23 protein-coding genes are annotated in these 23,043 nt (G+C 67.0%); 6 read left to right on the top strand and 17 right to left on the bottom strand.

All coding sequences use genetic code 11. From position 1 onward, the window contains the following. The first annotated feature begins 359 nt into the window (after positions 1 to 359). Positions 360 to 1,544 (top strand): HPP family protein, encoded by a 1,185-nt coding sequence (locus tag OE647_RS16935; protein WP_263722944.1) that lies wholly within the window; start codon positions 360 to 362, stop codon positions 1,542 to 1,544. Between the two features lie 37 nt (positions 1,545 to 1,581). On the opposite strand, the gene OE647_RS16930 is transcribed toward OE647_RS16935, so the two are convergent. The 6 genes from OE647_RS16930 to OE647_RS16905 form a co-directional block, all read right to left on the bottom strand. Further along, a complete protein-coding gene (locus OE647_RS16930; protein ID WP_263722943.1) occupies positions 1,582 to 2,049 on the bottom strand; it encodes a thiamine pyrophosphate-dependent enzyme in 468 nt (155 codons plus the stop codon). After that, positions 2,046 to 2,468, bottom strand: a complete 423-nt coding sequence (locus OE647_RS16925; protein ID WP_263722942.1) for a hypothetical protein — start codon at positions 2,466 to 2,468, stop codon at positions 2,046 to 2,048. Before OE647_RS16925 ends, OE647_RS16930 begins: the two co-directional genes overlap by 4 nt. 122 nt (positions 2,469 to 2,590) lie before the next feature. Beyond that, complete coding sequence (locus OE647_RS16920; RefSeq protein ID WP_263722941.1) at positions 2,591 to 3,001, bottom strand: thiamine pyrophosphate-binding protein; 411 nt, start codon at positions 2,999 to 3,001, stop codon at positions 2,591 to 2,593. A gap of 200 nt (positions 3,002 to 3,201) precedes the next feature. After that, positions 3,202 to 3,957 (bottom strand): anti-sigma factor family protein, encoded by a 756-nt coding sequence (locus OE647_RS16915; RefSeq protein WP_263722940.1) that lies wholly within the window; start codon positions 3,955 to 3,957, stop codon positions 3,202 to 3,204. After that, positions 3,957 to 4,457 (bottom strand): RNA polymerase sigma factor, encoded by a 501-nt coding sequence (locus OE647_RS16910; protein WP_263722939.1) that lies wholly within the window; start codon positions 4,455 to 4,457, stop codon positions 3,957 to 3,959. The genes OE647_RS16915 and OE647_RS16910 overlap by 1 nt, the downstream gene beginning before the upstream one ends. A 58-nt stretch (positions 4,458 to 4,515) precedes the next feature. Beyond that, complete coding sequence (locus OE647_RS16905; RefSeq protein ID WP_263722938.1) at positions 4,516 to 4,800, bottom strand: hypothetical protein; 285 nt, start codon at positions 4,798 to 4,800, stop codon at positions 4,516 to 4,518. 190 nt (positions 4,801 to 4,990) lie between these two features. Between OE647_RS16905 and OE647_RS16900 the strand changes: the two genes are divergently transcribed. Further along, positions 4,991 to 5,389, top strand: coding sequence for a COG4315 family predicted lipoprotein (locus OE647_RS16900; protein WP_263722937.1), 399 nt, complete (start codon positions 4,991 to 4,993; stop codon positions 5,387 to 5,389). Positions 5,390 to 5,472: 83 nt separating this feature from the next. Here OE647_RS16900 and OE647_RS16895 read toward each other — a convergent pair whose 3' ends face one another. The 3 genes from OE647_RS16895 to OE647_RS16885 form a co-directional block, all read right to left on the bottom strand. Further along, positions 5,473 to 6,165: a sulfotransferase family protein gene (locus tag OE647_RS16895; protein WP_263722936.1), complete on the bottom strand. Its 693-nt coding sequence runs from the start codon at positions 6,163 to 6,165 to the stop codon at positions 5,473 to 5,475. 81 nt (positions 6,166 to 6,246) lie between these two features. Continuing rightward, positions 6,247 to 7,119 (bottom strand): dihydrodipicolinate synthase family protein, encoded by an 873-nt coding sequence (locus OE647_RS16890; protein ID WP_263722935.1) that lies wholly within the window; start codon positions 7,117 to 7,119, stop codon positions 6,247 to 6,249. Positions 7,120 to 7,130: 11 nt separating this feature from the next. Continuing rightward, the gene (locus OE647_RS16885) at positions 7,131 to 8,486 is read right to left on the bottom strand and encodes an NAD(P)/FAD-dependent oxidoreductase (protein ID WP_263722934.1); all 1,356 of its coding nucleotides are present in this window, start codon (positions 8,484 to 8,486) and stop codon (positions 7,131 to 7,133) included. Between the two features lie 108 nt (positions 8,487 to 8,594). Here OE647_RS16885 and OE647_RS16880 point away from each other — a divergent pair, with 108 nt between their 5' ends. Continuing rightward, entirely contained in the window at positions 8,595 to 9,506 is a 912-nt protein-coding gene (locus OE647_RS16880) for a LysR substrate-binding domain-containing protein (RefSeq protein WP_263722933.1), read from the top strand. Between the two features lie 26 nt (positions 9,507 to 9,532). On the opposite strand, the gene OE647_RS16875 is transcribed toward OE647_RS16880, so the two are convergent. From OE647_RS16875 to OE647_RS16865, 3 genes are all read right to left on the bottom strand, one after another. Continuing rightward, positions 9,533 to 10,069: a DUF6647 family protein gene (locus OE647_RS16875; protein WP_263722932.1), complete on the bottom strand. Its 537-nt coding sequence runs from the start codon at positions 10,067 to 10,069 to the stop codon at positions 9,533 to 9,535. 159 nt (positions 10,070 to 10,228) lie between these two features. Continuing rightward, positions 10,229 to 12,298 (bottom strand): BTAD domain-containing putative transcriptional regulator, encoded by a 2,070-nt coding sequence (locus OE647_RS16870; RefSeq protein ID WP_263722931.1) that lies wholly within the window; start codon positions 12,296 to 12,298, stop codon positions 10,229 to 10,231. Positions 12,299 to 12,478: 180 nt separating this feature from the next. Beyond that, positions 12,479 to 12,826 carry a hypothetical protein gene (locus OE647_RS16865; RefSeq protein ID WP_263722930.1) on the bottom strand — a complete coding sequence of 116 codons (348 nt, stop codon included), beginning with the start codon at positions 12,824 to 12,826 and terminating at the stop codon, positions 12,479 to 12,481. A 108-nt stretch (positions 12,827 to 12,934) separates the two neighbouring features. Between OE647_RS16865 and OE647_RS16860 the strand changes: the two genes are divergently transcribed. Continuing rightward, positions 12,935 to 14,593, top strand: a complete 1,659-nt coding sequence (locus tag OE647_RS16860) for a winged helix-turn-helix domain-containing protein (protein WP_263722929.1) — start codon at positions 12,935 to 12,937, stop codon at positions 14,591 to 14,593. A gap of 60 nt (positions 14,594 to 14,653) precedes the next feature. Here the strand turns inward: OE647_RS16860 and OE647_RS16855 are convergent, their stop codons facing one another. The 4 genes from OE647_RS16855 to OE647_RS16840 form a co-directional block, all read right to left on the bottom strand. After that, on the bottom strand, positions 14,654 to 16,252 hold the full coding sequence (locus tag OE647_RS16855; RefSeq protein ID WP_263722928.1) for a GMC family oxidoreductase: 1,599 nt from the start codon (positions 16,250 to 16,252) through the stop codon (positions 14,654 to 14,656). A 15-nt stretch (positions 16,253 to 16,267) separates the two neighbouring features. Then, positions 16,268 to 17,557 carry an NAD(P)H-dependent oxidoreductase gene (locus OE647_RS16850; protein ID WP_263722927.1) on the bottom strand — a complete coding sequence of 430 codons (1,290 nt, stop codon included), beginning with the start codon at positions 17,555 to 17,557 and terminating at the stop codon, positions 16,268 to 16,270. Positions 17,558 to 17,667: 110 nt separating this feature from the next. Next, complete coding sequence (locus tag OE647_RS16845; RefSeq protein ID WP_263722926.1) at positions 17,668 to 18,207, bottom strand: NADPH-dependent FMN reductase; 540 nt, start codon at positions 18,205 to 18,207, stop codon at positions 17,668 to 17,670. Positions 18,208 to 18,294: 87 nt separating this feature from the next. Then, positions 18,295 to 18,975 carry a DnaA N-terminal domain-containing protein gene (locus OE647_RS16840; protein WP_263722925.1) on the bottom strand — a complete coding sequence of 227 codons (681 nt, stop codon included), beginning with the start codon at positions 18,973 to 18,975 and terminating at the stop codon, positions 18,295 to 18,297. 495 nt (positions 18,976 to 19,470) lie between these two features. Between OE647_RS16840 and OE647_RS16835 the strand changes: the two genes are divergently transcribed. Next, the gene (locus OE647_RS16835; RefSeq protein WP_263722924.1) at positions 19,471 to 20,763 is read left to right on the top strand and encodes an AAA family ATPase; all 1,293 of its coding nucleotides are present in this window, start codon (positions 19,471 to 19,473) and stop codon (positions 20,761 to 20,763) included. Between the two features lie 12 nt (positions 20,764 to 20,775). Next, entirely contained in the window at positions 20,776 to 21,897 is a 1,122-nt protein-coding gene (locus OE647_RS16830; protein ID WP_263722923.1) for a ParB/RepB/Spo0J family partition protein, read from the top strand. A 39-nt stretch (positions 21,898 to 21,936) separates the two neighbouring features. Here OE647_RS16830 and OE647_RS16825 read toward each other — a convergent pair whose 3' ends face one another. Next, the gene (locus OE647_RS16825; RefSeq protein ID WP_263722922.1) at positions 21,937 to 22,989 is read right to left on the bottom strand and encodes a tyrosine-type recombinase/integrase; all 1,053 of its coding nucleotides are present in this window, start codon (positions 22,987 to 22,989) and stop codon (positions 21,937 to 21,939) included. Positions 22,990 to 23,043: the final 54 nt, after the last annotated feature.

Genomic DNA, 23,043 nt, shown 5'->3' with positions numbered 1-23,043 from the left:
CTACCGCAGAGCATGCAATTCTTCCGAAACGTCGAAACACCTGCCTTGACCATCACCTCACAGCGCCCGGAGCTAATGGCGGGTTAACAAGGTGACGCGAGACCCGGCCTCGGCCCGCGCAGGCTAAGAATTTGCGGGCTTCATCGGGGCCGCTGGCCGGTTTCGCCGCCGGGATTTGCCCGTCCGACCGGCGCCTTCTGACCGATCGCGCCCGTGGGGCCGGTCGCCGTTCTGGGGTCAGAGCCGGGCCTTCATTCTTGCGCGGGCGCCGGGAACCCGTTGGCGTTCAGCCCTTCTGCGTTCTGGACTTTTCCCGATGGATGCACTCAGTGTCGAAAACGCGCGAAACGGGGCGAGGTATGCCGCTCAAAGGGAACCACGGATGGCGGGCATACCGCCCTTTGTCGGGCTTCGGCCCGGCGATCGGCCGTGGCACGCCGCTTGATCTGGCGCGGGGTCCGCTCGGGGCGGGGGTGGCGTTTGTCGTCAGCGGCGCTGCGTTGCTCCTGCCTTGGCTGCGACATGGGGACGGTTTCTTCCTGATTGCGCCTTTCGGGGCCTCCGCGGTGCTTCTCTTCGCGGTCCCGAACAGCCCGCTTGCCCAGCCCTGGTCTGCCGTCGTGGGAAACAGCATCTCCGCCCTGATGGCGGTCCTTGTCCTGTCCTTCCTGCGAGAGCCGATCACCGCCGCCGCGCTGGCCCTCTGCCTCGCGATCGCCGCGATGGTCGTGTCGCGATCGCTGCATCCCCCGGGCGGGGCGGTGGCCTTGGTCGCGGCGCTCGATCCGGCACTGATCGACCGTCTGGGCCCCGCCTTTGTCTTCGCGCCCGTCATGGCGGGGACGGCGGTCCTCGTCGGCCTGGCGATGATCTGGCATCGGTTGACCGGGCGCACCTACCCCTTTCGTCAGCCTGAGACCGGGGGCCCGCACGGCACCAGCGACCAGACCCCGGCGCGGCGGCTGGGCCTCAGCCCGGATGACCTGCGCGAGATCCTTGAGGTCAACCGCCAGTCAAGCAACCTCGGCGTCGAGGACCTCGGGCGGCTGATTGCGGCGGCAGAGCAACTGGCGGCCGTCCACCAGATGGACGCCCTCAAATGCGAGGCTTTCATGTCGCGCGATCTTGTGACGGTTTCCCCCGGCACACCGGTTGGCCGCGTTGCCGGGCTGTTTCGCCTGCACGGGTTCACATCCATTCCGGTCGTCACGGCGGATGATCAGCTTGAAGGTGTCATTTTCCAGATCGACCTGATCCGCGGTGCACGCCGCGCGGCCCGCCGCGACCACAGGGGTTTCGTCGCGGCCTTGACGCAGATGACCAATGCGACCGGCCGCACCGCGCCCCGGGCGCGCGATATCATGTCGGTGGGCCTGCCCACCGTTACACGGGACGCCCCGATCGGCGAGTTGCTTCCCCTGCTCGAAGACGGGCGCGCCGAAGCCGTCCCGGTCATGGAGGGCAGCCGCATCGTCGGCATCGTCACCCGATCGGACCTGGTCTCCGCCTTGGCCCGAAACAGCGCGCGATCGGCGAACGCCTGAAACCCTCGGGGCCGTTAGGCTCCGTAGGGCGGTCCTGCTAGATCCGCATCCGCGGAACGTCGTTCGGATCAAGGTGAAGGTCGATCAGAAGCGGGCGATCGAGCGTTTGCAGCGAGGCCAGCGCCGCATCCAGATCGGCGGCGGAGCGAACCTCGATCCCGTGTCCGCCCAGGGATCTTGCGACGTCCGAGAATGAGGGCCAGTCGAACTGGGTCAGACTCGGTTCCATCTTGCGGTCGAGGAACTGGATATGCTCGGCCCCGTAGGCCGAGTCGTTGGCGACGATCACGATCAGGTTCAGGCCCAGACGCACGGCCGTGTTGAACTCGTTGATGCCGCCCATCATGAACCCGCCATCGCCGGTGAACAGGACGACCGGCCGTTCGGGATGACCGATCCCCGCGCCGATGGCCTGCTGCAGGCCCAGACCGATCGACCCGAAATTGGCGGTCACGACGAGGCTCTTGGGATCGGGGACGGAAATCCGGCACCAGACCTCAGTCATGAAGCGCCCCCGTCGGTGACAAGAATGCGGTCCTCGGGCAGGGCTGCCTCAAGCCGCTCCAGTGCGGCCACGAAATTCACGCAGCCCTCGACCGTCCTTGAGGATCCGATGGGATGGGCGGTCAGGACGGAAGTGTCCAGCTCGCGGGTGAAGCCGCTTGGCGCGACCTCTGCCTCATCGAGCCAGTAGAGGATCAGGTCAGCGGTCAACCCGGCATCGGCGACGAGGGCGGCGTCGGGATGGACGCCGCCGCCGATCGAGGCCGGATCGATGTCGATCTGGATGACGCGCTTGCCTTTCATCAGCTTGCCCCGGTCGGTGGTGAAGTCGCCCAAACCCGAGCCGAAACAGATGACGCAGTCGGTCTTGGCGATCAGATCGTAGGCGGCAGGCGTGCTCAGCGTGCCGAAGATATCCATGTTGTTGGGATGACCGTTAAAAAGACCCTTGGCCTTGAGCGTGGTGGCCAGCGGTGCCTACAGCCGATCCGCCAGGCGGATGATCTGCGCGCGGGCATGGATCGCGCCGCCGCCCGCCAGGATCAGGGGCCGGCGCGCACCTGCTCGAACCCGGCGCCGGTGGCCTTGACCACCTCGCGTTGGTCGATCGCCTGGATGTGGCGGGGATTGGAAACAGGCGTGTCCCCCGCAAGCAGCACCATCGGCAGGTGCCCGCGCGCCCCTTCGGCAAGCGCCGTGACACAGTTGGTGAGCGCGGGCCCGTGGGTCACCGTTGCCACGCCGACCTGGCCCGAAACATAGGCATAGGCAAGCGCCATCAGGATCGAACTGCCCTCATGCGCCGCAGGAACGAAACGCCCGCCCCATCTGCGCACGAAATCGTCGACCATGAACAGATTGGCATCGCCCATCAAGCCGAACAGCGTCGAGACCGAATGCTCCGAAAGCGATCGCGCCAGGGATTGGTAGGTCGGCATCTTGGTTTCGGTCATCTCGGGTTCCCGCGATAGGGCGCTTGTCGCACCATACATCGGAATCCCCGGAGGGAGTGCGCAGAGTGCGGCATGCGGCCGGACAATTTTGCACGCCTTGTGCACCATTGAGGATAAGCCTGCACCGCCCGTGCATGGCGCAGGATTGGACCGGCCATGCTGGACGATGGCGCCTACACCCTGACACGGTCTGGCCCGGTCTACAGGGCGAAACTGTCGCGCACCACGACCGCGGCGCGTTTCAGCTCCTCTTCGGAGAACGGACCCGCGACGCCGAAGCCCTCTTTCCCGTTCGCCCATATCACCGCCGCAGACTCGGTCTGGCGCCGGAAGTGCATGCCGGTCGGGCCGTCGCCGGCGAACTCCGGGCTCATCAGGACGACCAGGCGCCGCCCCGCGGAATCCTGGTACATGAGCAGCGCCGCCGGCCGGTTCCCCCCTGCGACGAGACGCCCGCCCATGAAAGCGAGCCCCTGATCGTCGAGCGTCGGCACCACGACGCTGCGCCCGGTGCGGTTGGCCAGCCAGCGCACCAGCTGCGAGGCGTCGGCGGCCGCGATTTCGACCGGGCGGCGGGCATCGGGCGCGTAGGTCGCCCAGCTTGCGCCCGCTTCGCTGGCCAGAAGGTCGAGCACATCGGGCCGAGGGGTCAGCACCGCGTGCGCCACCCATCCCGCGGCGGCACCGGCGGCCATCAGGGCGAGCGACGCGGCAATCAGCGGCGCGCGGGGCTTGCGGTTGACCGCTTCGATATGCCGCTCCGGCAGCGGCACCCTGTCCGCCATCGCCGCCCGCGTCAGGATCGCCGCGTTGATCGCGCGGTAATCCTCGGCGACGGTGGCGGCCTCGGGGTGCTTGTCCAGAAAGTCCCGAACCAGCGCTGCGGCGTCTTCCGACAGCTCTCCATCGACATAGGCGTGGATGTCCTCGACGGTGATCTTGTTGTCCTGAACCATTACAGCACCTGCCTGATCGAGGGAGATTTCGTTCGCCCGAGCATCTCGCGCAACCGGCTCCGCGCCCGGTGCAGCCGCGACATGAGCGTGCCGGGCGGGATACCGAGCACCGAGGCCGCCTCGGCATAGCTCAGTTCGTTGAGACCGACGAGGACCAGAACGTCGCGCTGGTCCTCGGGCAGGAGGTCGATGGCGGCCAGGACCTCGCCGGCGCTCATCCGCTCCTCGGGGCTGGCATCGCTCGACGGGATCTCCGGCACCTCGTCAAGCGGGACGCCGCGCTGCGGCCGCCGCCTGCTGTCGCGATAAAGGTTGTGCAGGATCGCGAACAGCCAGGGGCGCAGCCTGCGCTCCGGCTGCCACTGGTGAAAGCGCGCCACGGCGTTCTCAAGGCAGCTCTGCACCAGATCCTCGGCGAAATCGCGATCGGCGGTCAGCGCGAAGGCAAAGCGCCGCAGATGCGGGATCTCGCTGATCAGGATGGTCAGGTCGCGTGCCAACGGTCTCTCCGGCAAATCGTCCCGGGCGCGCGCAAGGATCGCACACCCGGGATCTTCGTCAACCTTGGGGTCCCGCACGTTCCGCCAGCCGTTCTTCGAGGCTGACCGGATCGAATGCCGGCGTGCCACGGTCGGCACCGGCATTGGGATTGCCGAGGCCAGGCACCGTGCCCGGGTCAGAGGCCCCACCGGAGGTGTCGGAGGGGTTGGCGGCCACCGGATTGGCAAAGCCGCGCGCGGCCGCGCCGGGGGCCGTCGCGCCATTGGCCAGGTGATCGTCCGCCCATGCGCCGGTGCCGGACCAGGCAGCGGCAAGTGCGGTGGCGGCAAGCAATATCCTCATGCGTTCCTCCTGTCGGAATAAGCGCCGGCAAGATACCGACAGGGAATTTACGCGCTCCGCCGGAAATTATTCCGCGCCGGGCCGAGAGTTTTTTTCGCGCGCGGGCCGGTCCGCCCGGAATAAATCCGCCGCGCGGGCCGTAGATCCCTGTGCCTGCATCGCTCAGGCGTTCAACAGGAAAGACCGAGATATGCCCAGATTGACAGCCGCCACCGCCGCATTTGCCACCGCATTTTCCGTCGCAGCCGGGATCGGTTTCGCCGCAGCGGGCGAAACTGTGGTCATGACCGCCACCAGCGGCGATGTGACCTATTTCACCGATGCCCAGAACATGACGCTTTATACCTTCGACAAGGACGAGGCGGGCGTGTCGAACTGCTACGACGCCTGCGCCGAGAACTGGCCGCCGCTCCTGGCCGATGACGGCGCGTCCCTGCCCGAAGGCTTCGAACTGATCGCGCGCACGGATGGGACGATGCAGGTGGCCTACCAAGGCCAGCCGCTTTACCTCTGGATCAAGGATGAGAACCCCGGCGACATGACCGGCGACGGGGTCAAGGGCGTCTGGCACACGGCGGTCGCGCAGTAACCCCGCAGTAACCCCAAGGCCCGCGGCGGCAGAAGACCTGTCGCCGCGGACCGGGGGCCGCATGGCCGATCACCGGTCCAAGCTCACGCCGGTTCCCCGCCGAGGACCTCCCAGAAATCCGCCCTCAGGTTGTGGTGCGGAAACGGCTCGTCTGGGACATCGACCTCAAGGAACTCACAAAGCGGTTGCCATCCTTCCGCGACATCGAAGACAAGCAGCCGGTCCGCGGGCAGCGCCTCGCGCACCTCCCTCGTCCGGAGACGATAGGCCGCAAGCCCGATGTCCTTGTCGTCCAGAACGCCGCCAAAGGTGCTTTTGCCCGCAAATTCGTTCCATGCGGCAAGCATGTCGCGAATATGCGGCGGCAGCGGCAGATCGCTGTAGCGGGCCATCAGCTTGCCGATCGTCTTTTCGAAGCTGGCCCACCATTTGTCGTCCGGCCGGACAGTATGGACCACCTTTGCCTTCGGAAAGGCTTCGGCCAGCTCGCGCCAGACATGGGCGCCCGGCCAGTCCACCTGCGACCTGTACCCGGCGAAGACCGCATCCCAGTCAACCGCCTCGCCTGCCGCCAGCTTCTGCCAGTGAACCACCTGTCCAGGGTTCTCCACGACTTCATGCATGTGATGGCAGGGGCCGAAGCCCAGCCGCTCCAACGCAGCCTTCAGCGATTTCGTACCCGTCCTGCCAAACCCAGAACTTATGACTTCCAGCACCATGGCGTTTCCCTCCCTGAGGATGGGACCAGCATCGGCCGTCGTTCCAATTCTGTCCATGGTGTTCCTGCCGGCGCCCCGAACAATCTCGGGACGGGGAACGGCGGATTGCAGGTCGCCCGAAACACTTGCGGCACCGCGTCAGCCCATGAGCGGCGCCAGCGCTTTTTGCAGGCCGGCGTCCTGGGCCTCCGTCAGTTTCTGGAGGGGGCGTCGCACGTTCCCGGTGCCGTAGCCGCGCAGCTGGGCGGCCCGCAGGACGGCCGGCACATAGGGATTGCGCCAGATGAACAGGAGCGACGGCAGCATCCGCTGCCAAAGGGTCAGCGCCGCCTCGAAATCCCGGGCGGCGATCAGGCGGTAAAGCGTGGCCGCCTCGTGCGGCATGTAGTTGGCCGCGCCCCAGATGACCCCCTTGGTCCCCGCCATCAGGGCCGCGAAGGTGGTGGTGTCGCAGCCGTTCAGCACGTCGGTCCCGGTCTGGAGGTATTCCTGATGGGTGGTGAAATCCCCCGCGCTGTCCTTGATCCAGCGATAGCGCTTGAGCCCCTTCAGCCTTTCAAGCAAGGGGACGGAAACCGCGATCCCGGTCGCCTGGGGGATGTTGTAGCCGACGATGTCGATCCCGACCGCCGTGTCGAGCGTGCGGTAGAATTCGAACAGGCCATCGTCATCCGCCGGCCCTTCCAGATAGGGCGGCAGGATCATCAGCGCGTCGGCCCCAGCCTTCTCGGCATGTTGCGACCGGCGGATCACCTCATCCATGTTCAGGGCGGAGGTCTGGCAGATCACGTTGACCCGGCCCGCCACCTGGCGGATGCCGGTCTCATAGAGCCGGTTGCACTCGGCTTCCGTCAGGTAGGGATGCTGACCCGTGCCCGCACCAAGGACCAGCCCCTGCACCCCGGCGGCGATGTAATCCTCGATCAGCTTTTCATAGGTGGCGAAGTCGATTGCCCCTTCGGCATCGAACGGGGTCTGCATGGCGAGGTTGACGCCCTTGAGATCGGCCATAACGGTTCCTTTCAAACTTCTTGCCCGGCGCGGCGGAAGCGCCAGCCCGTGACCAGGCGAACGCCGGTGGAGGTGATAGGTTCGGGATAGGCCCGCGACGGCGGGGCGCGGCGCCCGAGGATGTCGATGACGGGCGAGGACCGTCCCAGCGCGAGTTCCGCGACGGCCTTTCCAAAGGCGGCCCCGCGGGACACACCGGTGCCGTTGCAGAAGGCGGCGCCGTAGACGTTCCGGGCAAGCTCGCCAAAGACCATGCCGCCGTTCTGCGCGAGCGTCAGCAGGCCGCCCCAGCTGATCTCGAACCCGATCGCGGCAAGGTCGGGCCAGCGGCGCCGGAACGCGACCATCTGCTGTTCGCGCGCGCGCTCGACGTCCAGACGGGTGGTCCGGAAGTTCGGGGCATAGGCGTAGACGTTTCGCAGCAAAAGGCGGCTGTCTGCCGTCCGGCGAACGGTGGTGCCGAAACTGTTGGCCGGGATCAGGCCATAGGCCGCTTGATCCCCCGCCTGCGCCCGTTCGCCTTCGGTCAAGGGCCGGGTCATGCTGGCAAAGGTATAAAGCGGAATGGCGGTCTGGCTGTAAAAGCCGAAGCGCGTCAGGTAGCCGGCGGCGCAGATGATCACCTGTTTGGCGCGGATCACGCCCGAGGGCGTTTCGAAGACATGTTCGCTTGCGCCGAAACGCGCGGTGCTGATCACGGTGTTCTCGTGAACCGTCACGTTCTCAGGCAGGGCGCGCGCCAGGTTCTTCAGATACTTGGCCGGCTGGATCAGGATCGTGCCGGGATGGTGCAGCGCGCGGATGTAGTGGCGGCTGCCGGTCATCGCCAGCATCTCGTCACGCTCGACCCAGCGGTATCTCTGGCCCATCGCGTCCAGCGCCTTGGAAAAGCGCAACAGATCGGCCACGCCGTGATCCGTGGCCGCGCTATGGTACTTGCCCTGGGGGTCCCAATCGCAGTCCACGCCCAGATCCTCGACCGCCGAGCGAAGATAGGCATTGCCGTCAAGATTGGTGAAAAGCTCCTCCTTGTTGCCCTGGATGTCCTCGACGAAATCGTGCTTGCGCGGGTTATGCGCCAGGTCGATCGCAAAGCCCATGCAGCGGCCCGAGGCGTTGTTGCCGATCCGCCCGGCATCGACCAGCAGGACGGAGTGGTCGGGCGCCAGCTCCCCGTAGCGCCGCGCGGCGTGCAATCCCATCCAGCCCGCACCGATCACAAGACAATCGCAGCGCGTCTCGCCCCGGTGCGGCACCAGCGGCAGGTCCGGCCCCGAGGTGACATACCAGCCGGAATCCGTCGGCTCCTGTACCGGCGGGTCAATCATGATGCGCCCCCGGGGCGCGTCGTGCGGGCTCTGTGCCATTGGCGTCTCACCGGTCCCTGATGTCGGCCGCGTTTTCCGCCAGAAGGAAAGCACGGCAGCGGGCCTGGCTGTAGACGGAAAAGAAAGCGCCTGATATCGGCTGTGCTTATGTCCAGGCTGCGATCCCTGATCCCCTCCCCCCACTCGCTTTTCGTCTTCGAGGCGGCGGCGCGGCATCTGAACTTCCGCAGCGCCGCGGCGGAACTGAACGTGACGCAGCCCAGCGTGTCGCAAGCCATCAAGGCGCTGGAACGGCACTGCGGCGTGCAGCTTTTCATCCGGGAAAACCGTGGGGTAAGGTTGACCGAGGCGGGCCGGCTGTTCCACGACAGCGTGCGTTTCGGATTCCGGCGCATGGAGGACACCCTCGGGGCGCTGAGCCCGTCCCGGACCCGCTATCTGACCTTTGCCGCCTCGACCTCGGTCGCGGCGCATTGGCTGATGCCGCAGCTCTATCAGTTGCAGCACGATCACCCGAAGCTGAAGATCAAGGTCGTGACGACCGATCGCGACGTCGAACCCGACACCGAGATCGATCTGACGATCTGGATCCGCGAACGCGGCTTCCAGCGCCCCAACAGCTGGCATCTTTGCGATGAGGTGATCTTTCCGCTCTGCGCGCCCGGCTATCTGGCCGACACGCCCCGGATCGACACCGTGCAGGACCTGGCGCGCCATCGGCAGCTTCACGCCTTCGACCGTTTCCGCAAGCGCATGAGCTGGGCCGAATGGCTCGCCGCCGTCGGTGCCGAGGCCGAGCCAACCGAGCCCGACATGGTCTTCAACGATTACCAGCTGACGCTGCAGGCCGCGCTTGCGGGCGAAGGGCTGGCCCTCGGCTGGAGCCTCTCCTCGGCGCTGCTCGTGCAGGCGGGCCTCCTCATGCGCCCGCTGCCGGCCGAGGTCAGGACCGGCAACGCCTTCTTCCTGATCGCCGCGCCCGGAGCCGCCATCACCGAGGAACTGGGCACGCTGGTCGCCTGGGTCCAGTCCCGGACGGCGGGGCTGCGCGGCGCATAGCGCGACGACATCCGTCGGGCCGCCATTCAGTCGGGGTGATGATCCCGCACGGCGCAACTCGATTCCAACGCCACGGCAAGCCAGTAGATCCCGCTTTCAAGCCCCGCCTGATCGAGGAATTGCTCCTGAAGCTTGTAGGCGTCCCACTCCATCGCCTGCGCGCAGTACCAGTGGCGGGCCTGCACCTGCCGGTGATGAACAAGCTCATGCAAGAGGATGCTGCGATCGTAGGGCAAGTCGGCGAACCACGGCCGCAGCAGGTAGATCGTCGCGGTTTCGGCATCGTAGGCGCCCCGGGTCGAAGGGCCATAATGGGCGGCGGACGAAGTCGCCGAGGCCCGCGGCATGGCCGGAACAAGCGCAATGCGCAAAGGCCTGTCCCTTGCCCTTGGGTATTCCGCGAACCGGTCGATCCAGGCGTCGAGCACGGGGACGGCATCTTCGATCGCGGCAACTTCCGTGTGGGTCCTGGCGCCGGCCACCTCCACCTCGGCCCCGGCCGAGGCTGCGGCGACGGCAAGGGCCGCCAGTCCCCCGAACAGCGCACGTTGCAAGCGTTCCATCTGATCTCACCTCCTCGCGTTGAAGATGCGAGGAGGATGACAGGCGGGCCTCAACCCGGGGTCAGCCGGCGCTCAAATCGCGCTCAATTGCTGGGCAATTTCCTGCGTCCGGCAGGTTTCGGGGCACCCGCCCCGTCGATCTTTCCGGACTTTTCCGCGCTAGTCGCCCGCCCGCTCCTGGGGCGTCTGAGGTGGGGCGGTTTCCGGCAATCCCGCTGTCCTCAGATCGTCGAGATACCGCGCGATGTCCGCGGGATTTCGATACTTGCCGCGAAAGTTCAACCGGACCGCCTCGATGGAGTAGTCCGGGTAGATCTGAAGCAGCTTTTCGATTTCCGCGCGCGCCGCCCCCATGTTGCCGAGGCAGACGTGGATGATCGCCATGGCGCGGTGGGCCAGCGGCGGCATCTTCGACATGTCCTGCATGGCCGCCAGCGCGCCCTTGCAGTCGCGGCGCAACCAGCGGATCCAGCCCAGGTTCCATTCGTACCAGGGGGGATGAAACGGATCGAGGCGGCTGGCGCGCAGCAACAGATCCTCCGCCTCCGCCGTTCGCCCGAGGTAGCCGAGCGTTTCCGCCAACTGGGCCATGGCGTTGGTCGCGTTGGGATTGAGGTCCAGCGCCTTTTCGTCCCGGACGATCGCCGCGTCGAGTTCGCCGGACTGAACGTGCACATAGGCCATCGCGTGATGCGCGGCGTAATCGTCGGGCGCCAGGGCCAGTGCCTTCTGCGCCGCCTCCCGCGCCGCCCGCAGCGCCTCTTCCCGGCCCATGTCGGTCCAGCCCCAGCGGTAGCCGTTGACATGGACATAGGCCAATCCGACATAGGCATTCGCGAAGGAAGGATCGGCCCGCAAAGCGGCCAGGTTCGCCCGCAGTGCCTTGTCGTTTCCCTCGCGCGTGAGTTCGTGGAAGTCCTGCCGCGCCTGCGACCACAGCTGGTATGCATTCAGGGTGGCCGGGTCGGCGCGCTTGGCCTCTTGCCCGGCGCGCACCTTCAGCTTGTTGGCCACGGTCGCCGCGACCGTATGCGTGATCTCGTCCTGCACCGCGAAGAGATCGAGCATGTCGCGGTCATAGCGTTCCGCCCACACATGGTTGCCCTTGGGCGCATCGATGAGCTGCGCGGTCACCCGCAGACGATCCCCGTTCTTCTGCTGGCTCCCTTCCAGAATGTAGCGCACACCCAGTTCACGGGAGATCTGGCGGATGTCGGTCGCGGTTCCGCGATAGTGGAAGCTGGAATTTCGCGCGATGACGAAAAGCTCGGGAAAGCGGGACAGCTGGTGAATGACCCCCTCGCTGATGGCATCGCTGAGATCGCCGTGGTCCTCTCCGGCGCTGAGGTCGTCGAACGCCAGAACCGCGATCGACGGTTTGTCCGGTAGCGGATAGGCCATGGTCGCGGCACCGATCGGCTGGACCTCCGGGCGGCCCTGAACCATGAGCAGCGACATCGCCGCGATCCCGACGACGACCGCGCCCGCAGATATCAGGCCGCCGACCCCCCGGCGCCTTGTGGGGCGCCTTTGCCGGGTTCGCGACAGACCGCCCGCTGCCTTCTGTCCCGGGGCACGATGCGCGAGGATCCGGTAATGAAGCGCGGCTGTCTCGGGGTCAGGCGCCGTCTGCAGATCCTCGGCCAGCCGGGCTTGCAGATGATCATAGGTTTCACAGGCCAGCGCGATCTGATCCTGCGCGGCGTAGTGCCTCATCAGGCAGCGCGCGGCCTGTTCGCTGTAGGGATCAAGATCCTGAAGGCGGTGCGCCGCCTCTAGCATCTGCGCGCGCGCACCCTGCTCCTCCAGCATCGGCAGAAGCCGGGTCAAAACGTCCACGGCCTCCACCCGCAGGCGCTGGCGCGTCGTGATCTGCCAGTCCTCGAACTCCGGCGTCGGCGCCACGAACCCTTCAAGGAAGGGCGCCGCGTAAAGGGCCGCCGCGGCCATCAGATCAGACGGGTCAGTGCCATGTGCGCGCCGCGAAAACTCCTGCGCATCGACCAGGACAGCAGTCTCCGAAAGGCGGATGGTCTCGGCATCTGTTTCAACGACCGACGAACTGTCCCCCAGCGCCTTGCGCAGGGTGTAAAGCGCCTGGCTGAGCGACGCATTGGCCTGTTTCTGCGGGCGGTCGCCCCAAAGCAAGGCGCTTGCGGTCTCCCGCGCGACGGCCTTTCCCTGGTGGAGCGCAAGCCAGGCAAGAAGCGCGCGCAGCTGTCTTGGCACGACCAGGGGATCTTGCCCTTCCGCGCGGATTTCGAGGGCGCCCAGTACTCGGATACGAAGCCGCGTCATGATCCCAGTTAACGATTATGGCCGTTCGCATCACTCTACCACACATTCGGGCTGCAGGCTGCGGGGCCATCAGTGGTGGGCAATGCACAAGCCCACCCTGACGCCGCGCGCCTACGACCCCTGGCGGCTCATAGGCTCCATGAGCGGTACGAAGAGATACTTGAGCCGCCGCTCGTTTCTCAGAAGTACGGCCTGGTTGCTGTTCATATCCGGCGTGGCCGCGCTGCGCGTGCAGAAGTCGAACTCATCGCCGGTCGCGCGAATGATCCGCGGGTCGCCGTGGCTGACCTGCGTCCGGAGGCTGCGGATGTAGTAGCCGGCGGGATTGGCGACGACGTCTTCGCCGGGGGCGGCTTCGTTCAGATGGCCCGCGCCACACAGGGTCTCGATGCCGGACTGGGCCATCGCGGGACCGGCGGAAAGGACGCTCAGGGCGATCAAGGCAGTCGTGAGTTTCATGGGACACTCCTGTCAGTCAGGGTTTGCGGGCCGGCCTTCGGGGAATTGCGGCGTGTTGCCAGCGGGGCGGCCGGCTGGTTAGACTATGAAGCGGGAGGAGGCTCCTAAATGTCCCGAAAGCACGACGAAATTGAGCCGAAATCGGTGGCGGAGCTTAGGGTTGGTACCTTTCGGTTCATCAAGAATACCAAGGAGTTGCTGGACGCCGAGGGCCAAACCGTCCCGCTGCGAAGCCAAAGCGCGGATGTCCTGGCCTACCTTGCCGACCGCCCCGGCGACCTCGTCACGAAGGCCGAGCTGATCGAGGCGGTCTGGCCCGACACTTTCGTCACCGACGACAGCCTGGTGCAATGCATCGGCGATATCCGCCGCGCGCTTGGCGACAAGAAGCAACGGCTGGTGCAGACCTACCCGAAGAAGGGCTACAGGCTTGTGGACACCTCCGCGCCGGGCGCCTTGCGGCGGCCCGCCCTCAGCCAGGCGTCGCGCCGCTGGGCGCTGCCCGCCTTCGGCGCCATGGCGGCGGCGGTTCTGATCCTCTTCGCCGCCTGGGTCTACAAGGGTGCCGCCGACCTGCCGGTGGACCTCGGGGACAAGCCCAGGATCGCGGTGCTGTCCTTCGATGACTTCAGCGTCGGCCCGGACAAGGGCTACCTGTCCGACGCAATCGCCGAGGGCGTCATCACCGAACTGGCGCGAAGTTCCCGGATCGCCGTCATCGCGCGCAACTCAAGCTTTCGCTACCGGGACAGCGACGCGGATGTCCGCCAGATCGGCCAGGAGCTTGGCGTTCACTACATTGTCGAAGGCAGCCAGCAGAAAAGTGGCGACAGCCTGAAGGTCACGGTGCAGCTGATCCTGGCCGCCAGTGGCGAGCATCTCTGGGCGCACACCTATGACCAGGAGATCGGCAGCCTCTTTGCCGTGCAGGACGCGATCGTCAAGACCGTCGCCGACCGCATCGGCGTGCGGATCGAACGCCCGGTGCCCGGTTCCGATCCTGCCATGGTCTCGGCCCTTCATTTTCATCTTCAGGGGATCGCGATCATCCACGACAGTTTCGACGAGGCGTCCAACGCGAAGGATCTCGTGCTGAACAGGCGGGCGATCGAAGCCGATCCGGGGTCGCAATTCGGCTACATCGGCCTCGCGCATGGCTATCGCGCGGCGGCGACCTTCGGATGGCAAGGGCTGGAGCGGCAGGAGGCGCTCCGGCTCGGCCTCCAGAACGCGAAGAAGGCGCTGCGCATCGCCCCGGACGATGCGGCCGTCCACTTTGCGCTCGCCCGCCTTTACGACGAAAGCGGCGATCGCGCGATGGCCATGGCCAGCTTCGACAAGGCCATCGCGCTCAACCCCAGCGCGTCCAACTATCTGGTCGGAAGCACAAATCCGATGCTTTATGCCGGGCAGGCGAAAGAAGCGGTCGAACGGCTGAAACAGGCCATGGGGATCGACCCGTTCCATCAGGACTGGTTCCACTGGCAGATGGGCTGGGCGCTTTGGGAACTGCAGGATTGCGAGGGCGCGCTGGCCGCCATGATGAAAATGAAGAAGATCGACCGCGGCGCCCACCGGATGCTGGCCGGGATCTACGCCTGCCTGGACCAGGTTGAAAAGGCGCAGGAGGCCTACAAGGTCTTCTATGCCGAGGCCCATGAGCCGACGATCTCCGAGCAGCGCGCGGAGTGGCAGGACATCTGGACGGCGCCGGGCAGCCTCGACCGCTGGCTGGACGACATGCGCGTTGCGGGCATGAAGGACTGATCCGTTTTCCGGGTCCTGTCCCGTCAGGATCGCCGCGCCCCTCGTGGTCTGGCTATGACGTCAAAGCGCCGCGTGCCTTGCGCGGATCAGGTCGGACCCCTTTTCGGCGATCATGATCACCGGCGCGTTTGTATTTCCGCTGACCATCGTCGGCATCACCGACGCATCGCAGACCGACAGACCCTCCAGCCCATGTACCCTAAGGTCGGGGCCGACGACCGCCCTGCCCTCCTGCCCGATCCGGCAGGTGCTTGTCGGGTGCCAGAACGTGCCGGCGGTTTCGCGGATCAGGTGTTCAAGCTCCGCATCCGTCATGTCGGTCTGCGTGGCCGGGCCGTCGCAGATCGCGTCGAAGGCCGGGGCATTGAGGATCTCCGCGTTCTTCCGGCTGTGGGCGATCATCAGGCGAAGGTCCTCGGGATCGGACAGGTAATTCGGGTCGATCAACGGCGCGTCGAGCGGATTGGCCGAGGCCAGGGAGACCGAGCCCCGGCTGCGCGGCCGGCAGACATAGCCGCCGAGATGAACCGCGCTGCGGTCGATCCGCCCGGCGGTCCGGTAGAATTCGGCAAGGCTGGGCGTGAAGAAGGACTGGAACTGCGGATACTCCGCCCCGGGATCGGCGGAGTGAAAGACGACGGAGTCGAGATGCTTGGTCGCCAACGGGCCGCCGCCGGTCTCCTGAAACTCGGCGATGGCTTCGGCAAACCCCTCCGTCACCGGCCCATAGATCGCATCGGGATCGCTTAGCCTGCGCGACACGCCCGTCTGCGCGTAATGATCCTCAAGGTGCTGGCCGACATCCGGATGGTCGAGGACGACCGCGATCCCGTGGTTGCGAAGCTGATCGGCCGGGCCGATGCCAGAGAGCATCAGAAGATGCGGCGAGCCGATGGCGCCCGCCGACAGAACGATCTCCGCCGTGGCGGTCAGACGGCGCAGGCTGCGGCCACCCTCCAGGATCTCGACCGCCACCGCACGTCCGGCATCGACGGCGATCCGGGTGACGAGGGCGTTGGAAAAAACCGTCAGGTTGGCCCTGTCCCGTACCGGGTCGAGATACGCCGTCGCGGTGTCGCAGCGCTGGCCGCCGCGCGTCGTCGCCTGCATGTAGCCAGAGCCATGCTGACGCGCCCCGTTGACGTCGGGGTTGAAGGGGATGCCACATTGCGCGGCGGCTTCAAACAAGACCTCGCAGACGGGGTGCGCGTGCCTGTGGCGTTCGACCGACAGCGGACCATCCTGCCCATGGTAGCCGTCGTCGAAATCGGCGTTGGCTTCGGCGCGCATGAAATAGGGAAGGACGTCGTCATAGCCCCAGCCGGTGTTGCCCTGCTGCGCCCAGCCGTTGTAGTCGCCCGCATTGCCGCGCGCGTAGATCATGAAGTTGAGCACGCTCGTGCCGCCAAGGACGCGGCCCCGGGGGTAGTCGATGGCGCGATCATAAAGGTGCTTCTGCGGGACCGTGCGGAAGCGCCAGTCCGCATTGGTGCCAAGCTGGCGCGTGGCGGCGCCGGGGATGCGCGACAAGACGGGGTCAGGCGCCCCGCCCGCTTCGATGAGCGCGACATTTGCGTCGCCGCTTTCGCTCAGCCGGTTCGCCAGGACACATCCGGCCGAGCCGGCGCCGATCACGATAAAATCGAAATCATCTTTCACGAGACCGGCTCTCCCTCAGGTCGGTATGCACGAACGGTAGAGATCGAGGACCGCGTCGGTCTCGAGCGCGACATCGCCCATCCGCACGACCTCCCCCCGGGGGACGTCCCGTTTCAACGCGACCCTGTGGGCCAGACCGATCGGCAGCGCATCGGCGGCGGCCTCGATCGGCAGGGCCTTGCCCCAGACCGTGTAGCCGCCCTCGCCGTCCAGGACCTCCCCCGCCTTCAGATCGCGCTTTGCGACGGCGGCCACGGTGCCGCGCATCTCGCGCGATGTGCCGGTCGCCTCGTGGCGCAGGGCGGCACTGAGGACTGAAATCGACAGTTCCAGACCGATCAGGTGAAACGGCTTGTACATCGCGGCAAAGCGCCCGGTCGCGTCCGTGGGCAGGCCATACTGCCGGAAACAGCCGGCAGCGTAGTCGTTCGGCGCTTCCAGCACCACATAGACGCCCCAGCGCAGGTCTCGGTAGACCGGCCGCCCGTCGCGTTCCAGGGACGAGACCGTCTCGACCATGCCGCGGCCCTCAAGCTGTCCGCCCAGTGCCCGCGGGCGCATCACATGGGCCAGGTCATCGACCCCGCACGGCGGAAAGGCGAGCCCGCCGGAGGGCACCGACAGCCCGCAGGCGTTGGCGATGGCGACCATCTCGATCGCGCTCTTGGTGCCATCGAGGAAGGAGTTGAACATCTGCGGGTTCATCCCCGCCGCCGCGGCCTCCTCCGGGCTCAGCCCGTAGTGGGCCCAGACATCCCTGGGCGTAACCTCGTGATACGCCGGAAGATATTTCGTGCCCTTGCCCGCCGCCGCGACGTGAAAGCCCGCGGCGCGCGCCCAATCGACCATCTCGGCGACAAGCGCGGGCTGATCGCCATAGGCCATGGAATAGACGACCCCTGCCCGCGCGGCCTCTCGCGCCAGCGCCGGGCCGACAAGGACATCGGCCTCGACATTGACCATGACGACATGCTTGCCCGCCGCGAGCGCGGCACGGGCATGGGCGATGCCCGCCCGGGGGTTACCCGTGGCCTCGATGACCACATCGACATCATCGCGGGCCGCCAGCACCGCACCGTCCTCAACGAACGCCGTCCCCGCGATGCGATCGCCATCCCAGCCAACCGCGCGGCAGGCGCTCCGCGCCCGCTCCACGTCCAGATCGGCGATTGCCGTGACGGCGAGGCCCCGGATCGTCGGCACCTGGCTGAGAAACATCGAGCCGAATTTCCCCGCGCCGATCAGCCCCGCCCTCACCGGCGCGCCACGCGCCCCTGCCTCGCTGGCGAGCCTCGCAAGATTCATTCCATCCCCCTCGTGCGGCGGCGATCCAAGGTTTGATCATTGTGCGATTCCCGTGATCGCGCCAGAAAATCGTGCCCGCGGATCGGTTCCACGCCCAACAGGCCCCTTCGCTACAGGCTGGCGGCAAATCCCCGCACGAAGTCGCGCAGCTTGTCGCGGGTCTTCTCATCGGTCAGGTTGCCCGCTTCGTCGAAAAGATCGCGCGCGCGGGACACCAGCAGCCGCCCCTCAAGCCAGGGCCGGGTCTTCAGCGTGCGCAGGACCGGCAACCAGTGGCTCTGCGCAAGGATCGTGCCGAAGCCGCCGGGCGAGGCGCCGAGAACCGCGACGGGTTTGCCGACGAAAAGCTTCAGCCCCGGCCCGCGCGACATCCAGTCGATCGCGTTCTTGAAGACGCCGGGAACGCCGTTGTTGTATTCGGGGGTGACAAGCAGCAGGCCGTCGGCCTGCGCAAGCTGCGCCTGCAGCACCTCGACGGCGGGCGGCAGCCCCTCCTCGGCCTCGCGGTCGGCGTCGTAAAGCGGCACCTCGCGGATGGAGCCGATCGTGATCGCCGACCCCTCTGGCGCCAGGTCCGCCGCCGCCCGCAGAAGGCCCGCGTTGAAGGAGGCTTTGCGCAGGCTGCCCGAGAGGCCAAGGATGCTGGTCATGATCTCCGTCCTGTCTTTCCGGTTTCGTCGCACGCCTTGTCCGAGTGTCCCCGGCTTGGGTCCCTGCCGCAAGCCTGCCCTTCCCGCTCAGGAAACGATCATAACCCGCGCGATGGCCGGGTCCACGGCCCGGACGGCGGCGCGCAGGCGCTCCATCAGGTTCTGCTCGACATAGGTGGCGTGAAACCGCGTGGGCGCGGCGAGCGTCAGGCAGCCGGCCTCCGCGCCCACCTCGGCCAGCGGGTGGAACCAGGCGCCATAAAGCGCCGGCTCCTCGCTGTGCAACCGCGCCTGGGCGGCGAACCAGATCGTGCCGTCGGCGACCGGGCTCGGCGGCGCCCGCAGCGGCACCACGTTCGAGGGTGCGGCCCCCCTGCCCTCTTCCGGCGTCAGCCGCGTGATGAAATCCTCGCCGATATTGGGCCAGGCGGGGCGCGTGTCCGCCAGCATCCGGGCCAGGTCCAGCCCGTAGGTGCTGACGCGGCCGCGCGCGCCCTGCCGCTTCAGGACCAGCCAGCCGCTGGCCCGCAGCTTCGCCATCTCGCGCTTGACGGTGCGCTCGTCCACCGACCAGAGCCGCGCGATCTCCCCCTGCCCCATCGACAGCTCGTCGCGTTGCCAGTTGTAGCGCGTCGTGATCAGGGCCATGACCCGCAGCACCTGCCGCTGCACGATCTTGTCCCGGGCGAGCGCAAAGGCCATCAGGGCAGAGAGGATGTCGTATTTCTTTGATGCCGCCTCGCGCCCGACGGGCCGGGGAAGCTGCATGGTGCTCTCCTGTCGCTTGCCCGCCGGGGGGCTATGTTCCGTGCCTCAAGTGCCGGGCCATTGATGGCCTCTATCGGTGAAGGGGCGCTTAACTCAACGTACTTCACCGGATTTCACCTATTTGCGTCCGATGGATCGATTCTGTCAAGGCGGCTGCGCGGATCGGGGATGGGAAACCCAAAGACCTGTTCGAAGAACAAAGGTTCAATGGTTAAGGGGGACGTCCTGAGTGTCCCCTATTATGGCTGAAATGTCCCCCAATATCCAGACGCGCGCTGCGGGGTGTCCCCCAATATATGCGGCGGTCGCGGGGCTGGGCCCCCTGCCCTGCCTGCGGGCCCGATTCGTGGCCGTCGGCGCTGCAAGCGCTGGAATAAGGCCCCGGATCTTCCCCGCGGGGAAGGTTTCGCCGAGTATAACTTTGCTTTTGCGTTTTTGGCAAATTCGGCGTATTTCCGAGTTCAACGATAATTAGCGTTCTCTTTGAGGTCGAGCATGTATACGCACGAAGACCTGGCCCGTCTCCAGGCGCAGTCCCTGAAGATGCAGAGCTGGATCCGGCAGAAGACTTTCAGCCCCGAAAGCACCAAGACCCTGCGGCGGTTCTCGTCGTGGGAGGTGTCGGAGCTGATCTTCAAGATCAACCAGTCGACCTTCCGTGGCAGGCTTGTTGCCCACCCGGACCTTCCCGGCGGGGAAGTCGAGCCCGACGGCCGCCAGCGCTGGTTCTCGCTCGACGAGATCAACGCGCTGAGGCGCCGCATGAAGATCAACCGCAAGTCACTGATGCCGCCGCGCCCCGCCGGCAAGCGGGCCTTCCGGGCGGCGGTCGCCAACTTCAAGGGTGGCGCGGGCAAGTCGACGGTGGCCCTGCACCTCGCGCATGCGGCGGCCCTCGACGGTTACCGGGTGCTGGTGGTGGACTTCGACCCGCAGGCGACGCTCAGCCACTCCATGGGCCTGACCGACGTGGCCGAGGACTATACCGTCTGGGGCATCATGGCGCGCGACCTGATCCGCGAGACCGACCGCATGAACCAGGCCGTGACCGGCGCGGAAAGCGGGACCGCCCTGCCCCGCCGGCAGATCCCGGCCTCGATCCGCGACCTGGGCCTGGGCGAGCTGCGCCACGCGGACTTCATCAAGACGACGGCCTGGTCCACCATCGACATCATCCCCTCCTGCGCCAACGCGGCCTTCGTGGAGTTCGCCTCCGCCCAGTACCGGCACCTGAACCCGGAATGGTCCTTCTTCGCGTCGGTCTCGCGCTACCTCGACGGGCTGGGCGATGACGACTACGACCTGATCCTCTTCGATTGCCCGCCCGCCATCGGCTACCAGTCCATGAACGCGGTCTTTGCTGCCGACATGCTCTACATCCCCTCGGGCCCCGGCTACTGGGAATACGACTCGACCACCAGCTTCATCGGCCAGCTGGCCGAGGCGCTGGAGGATCTGTCGGGCTTCGGCGCGGGCTTCCCCGCGGGGAAGATCTCGCTCCCCAAGGCCTTCACCGACATCCGCTTCCTGATGACGCGCTATGAGCCGGGCAACGACCTGCACCGTGCGATGTTCGAAGCCTTCCGCAAGGTTTTCGGCGCACATGTGGCCGAGCATCCGATCGAGATGACGCGCGCGGTTGAACAGTCCGGGCGCTTCCTGTCCTCGGTCTACGAGATCGACTACCGCGAGATGACGCGGGAAACCTGGCGCCGGGCACGGGCCAGCTTCGACCGCGCGTATGAGGAATTCAAGGGCAGCGTCATCGCCGCCTGGGACAAGATCTGAGGGGTTTAGGCCATGTCAAAGAAACGGCGCATGTTCGACATCGACATTCCCGTGGATGTCGTGAGCGATACGCCCGAGACCTTCCCCGCGGGGAAGGTTTCCGAACCCGCCACCCGGCGCGGGCCGATGGCCGCGGCCATCGCGGAGACGGTGGAATCGACGCGCGACCGGCAAGAGATCGAGGCGCGGATCCGGGCCGAGAACGACGCGCTCGCGCATGAACATGTGCGGCTGAAGCGCCTGGGCCTGGTGCTGGACCTGGTGCCCCTCGACGCGATCGGGATGCACAAGCTGGTCCGCGACCGCAAGAAGGGGCTCGACCACGAGCTGAAGGACCTCAAGGCCTCGATCACCGAACTGGGCCTGTCGAACCCGATCCGGGTCGAGGCCGGGCCGGACGGCCGCTACGAGCTGATCCAGGGCTTCCGCCGCCTGTCCGCTTACCAGGAGCTTCTGGAGGAGACCGGCGACGCCGACCGCTTTGGCCGCATACCGGCCGCCGTCAGCCAGCCCGGCGACAGTCTTGAGGCGCTTTATCGCCGCATGGTGGACGAGAACCTGGTGCGCAAGGACATCTCCTTTGCCGAGATGGCGATGCTGGCGCTCGACTACGCCCGCGACCCGGACACCGAGGTCAACGACCCCGACAAGGCGGTCGCGATGCTCTTCAAGTCGGCCGGCTACCAGAAGCGCAGCTACATCCGCACCTTCATCAAGGTGGTGGAACGGCTGGGCGCCGAGCTGCGCTTCGTCGAGGAGATCCCGCGCGCCCTTGGCCTGGCGCTGGCGCAGCGGCTGGAGGAAATGGACGGGCTGGTCCCGGCGATCCGCGCCGAGCTGGCGGATTGGGACGACCGTTCCATCGAGGACGAGCTGTCGGTTTTGCGCCGCTTCGCGGGCGATCCGCAGGCCGAGGGTCGCGCAGAGGCGCCCGCCGCTGCGGTGAAAGCGTCCTCCGGGGCGCGGCCCGCGCGCGCCAAGACCAGCTTCCAGTTCGACCGCCGTGAGGGGCGCGCACGCTGCGTGGCCGCCAACGGCAAGCTGGAGATCCGGCTGGAGCGCGACTTCTCGACCGTTGACCGGCGGCGGCTGGAGCAGGCCGTGCGGCTGATGCTGGACCAGCTGGACGGCTAGGGCAGGGGGCGGATCTTCCCCGCGGGGAAGGTTTCGCCGTCAGCCCAGCAGATCCGTCGCCGGGTTATCCTCGATCTCGACATCGGCGTAGTATTTTTGCGCCTGCACGACCGAGCGGTGGAGCGAAAGCTTCATCGCGGCGGCCAGCGGCGCGCCGTCGAGCGCGGCCTGCGTCAGGAAGCCCGCGCGCAGCCCGTGGGGGGTGGCGTAGTCCTCCGGCAGGCCGGCTTCCTTCAGCCGGTGGCGCAGGATATGGCGCAGCGCGTCGGGGCGCAGGCCGCGCGCCAGCACCCGGTCGGCCTGGCTGACGGGGCGGAAGAGGGGGCCGGCGCTGATCCCGGCCTGCGTGATCCAGTCCATGACCGCCACCGCCGCGCGGCCCTTGAGCGGCAGGCGCGGCGCCTCGTCCTTGCGGGTGGTCTTGGTCTCCAGCAGCCTGACCCAGATCAGGCCCCTGGCGGCGAAGTCGGCGGTGCCGATGTCCTCACGGTACAGCGCCGTGACCTCGCTCCGCCGCCGCCCGCCGGAGGCGAAGGCGAGCATCAGTATCGCCCGGTCGCGCAGACCCCGGAAGGTTCCGTCGCAGGTCGCGAGCAGCCGTTCCAGCACCTCCCGCGTCAGGGGGCGGGGGGATTTCGGCTGACGCGGCTTGGCGGCAGCCCGGCGGGCCTTGATGCGCGCGGCCGCAACCAGCGGCGCCTCGAACGGGGAGGGCAGGTTGCGCATCCGGTGGAAGGCCCGCCAGGAGGCGATACGGCGGTCAAGCGTCGCGGGGGCCGGGCAGTCGAGCGTGCGGCGCAACCCCGCGCCGATCAGCGCCAACGCGGCCTCCTGCGCCGGGCCGGGGGTGTCGGAAAGGTCCACGGCATGGTCGAGCACGAAGCGCAGCGCCACGCGCTCCTCCTCCGGCCAGGCAAGCTCGGCCCCGAAGCGGGCGCGTTTCCAGGCCGCGATGTAAAGCAGGTCGCGTTCCCAGGCGCGCAGCGTGTTTTCCGGCGTGCCCTTGCGGAAAAGATCGCTGAGCGCGGCCTCATCCTCGTCCGACAGCGCCTGGGGCAGGGGCAGGGCAGGGGGCGACACGGGCGGCTTCATGGGCGGCCCCCGGACTTGCCGCACGGCCCGTTTGAGCCTATATATCTAGCCAGA

It is taken from the genome of Albidovulum sediminicola, from assembly GCF_025751575.1.
Classification (GTDB): Bacteria; Pseudomonadota; Alphaproteobacteria; order Rhodobacterales; family Rhodobacteraceae; genus Albidovulum; species Albidovulum sediminicola.
The sequence above is the reverse complement of the archived record's forward strand: the minus strand, read 5'-3'. Positions and strand labels throughout refer to the sequence as shown.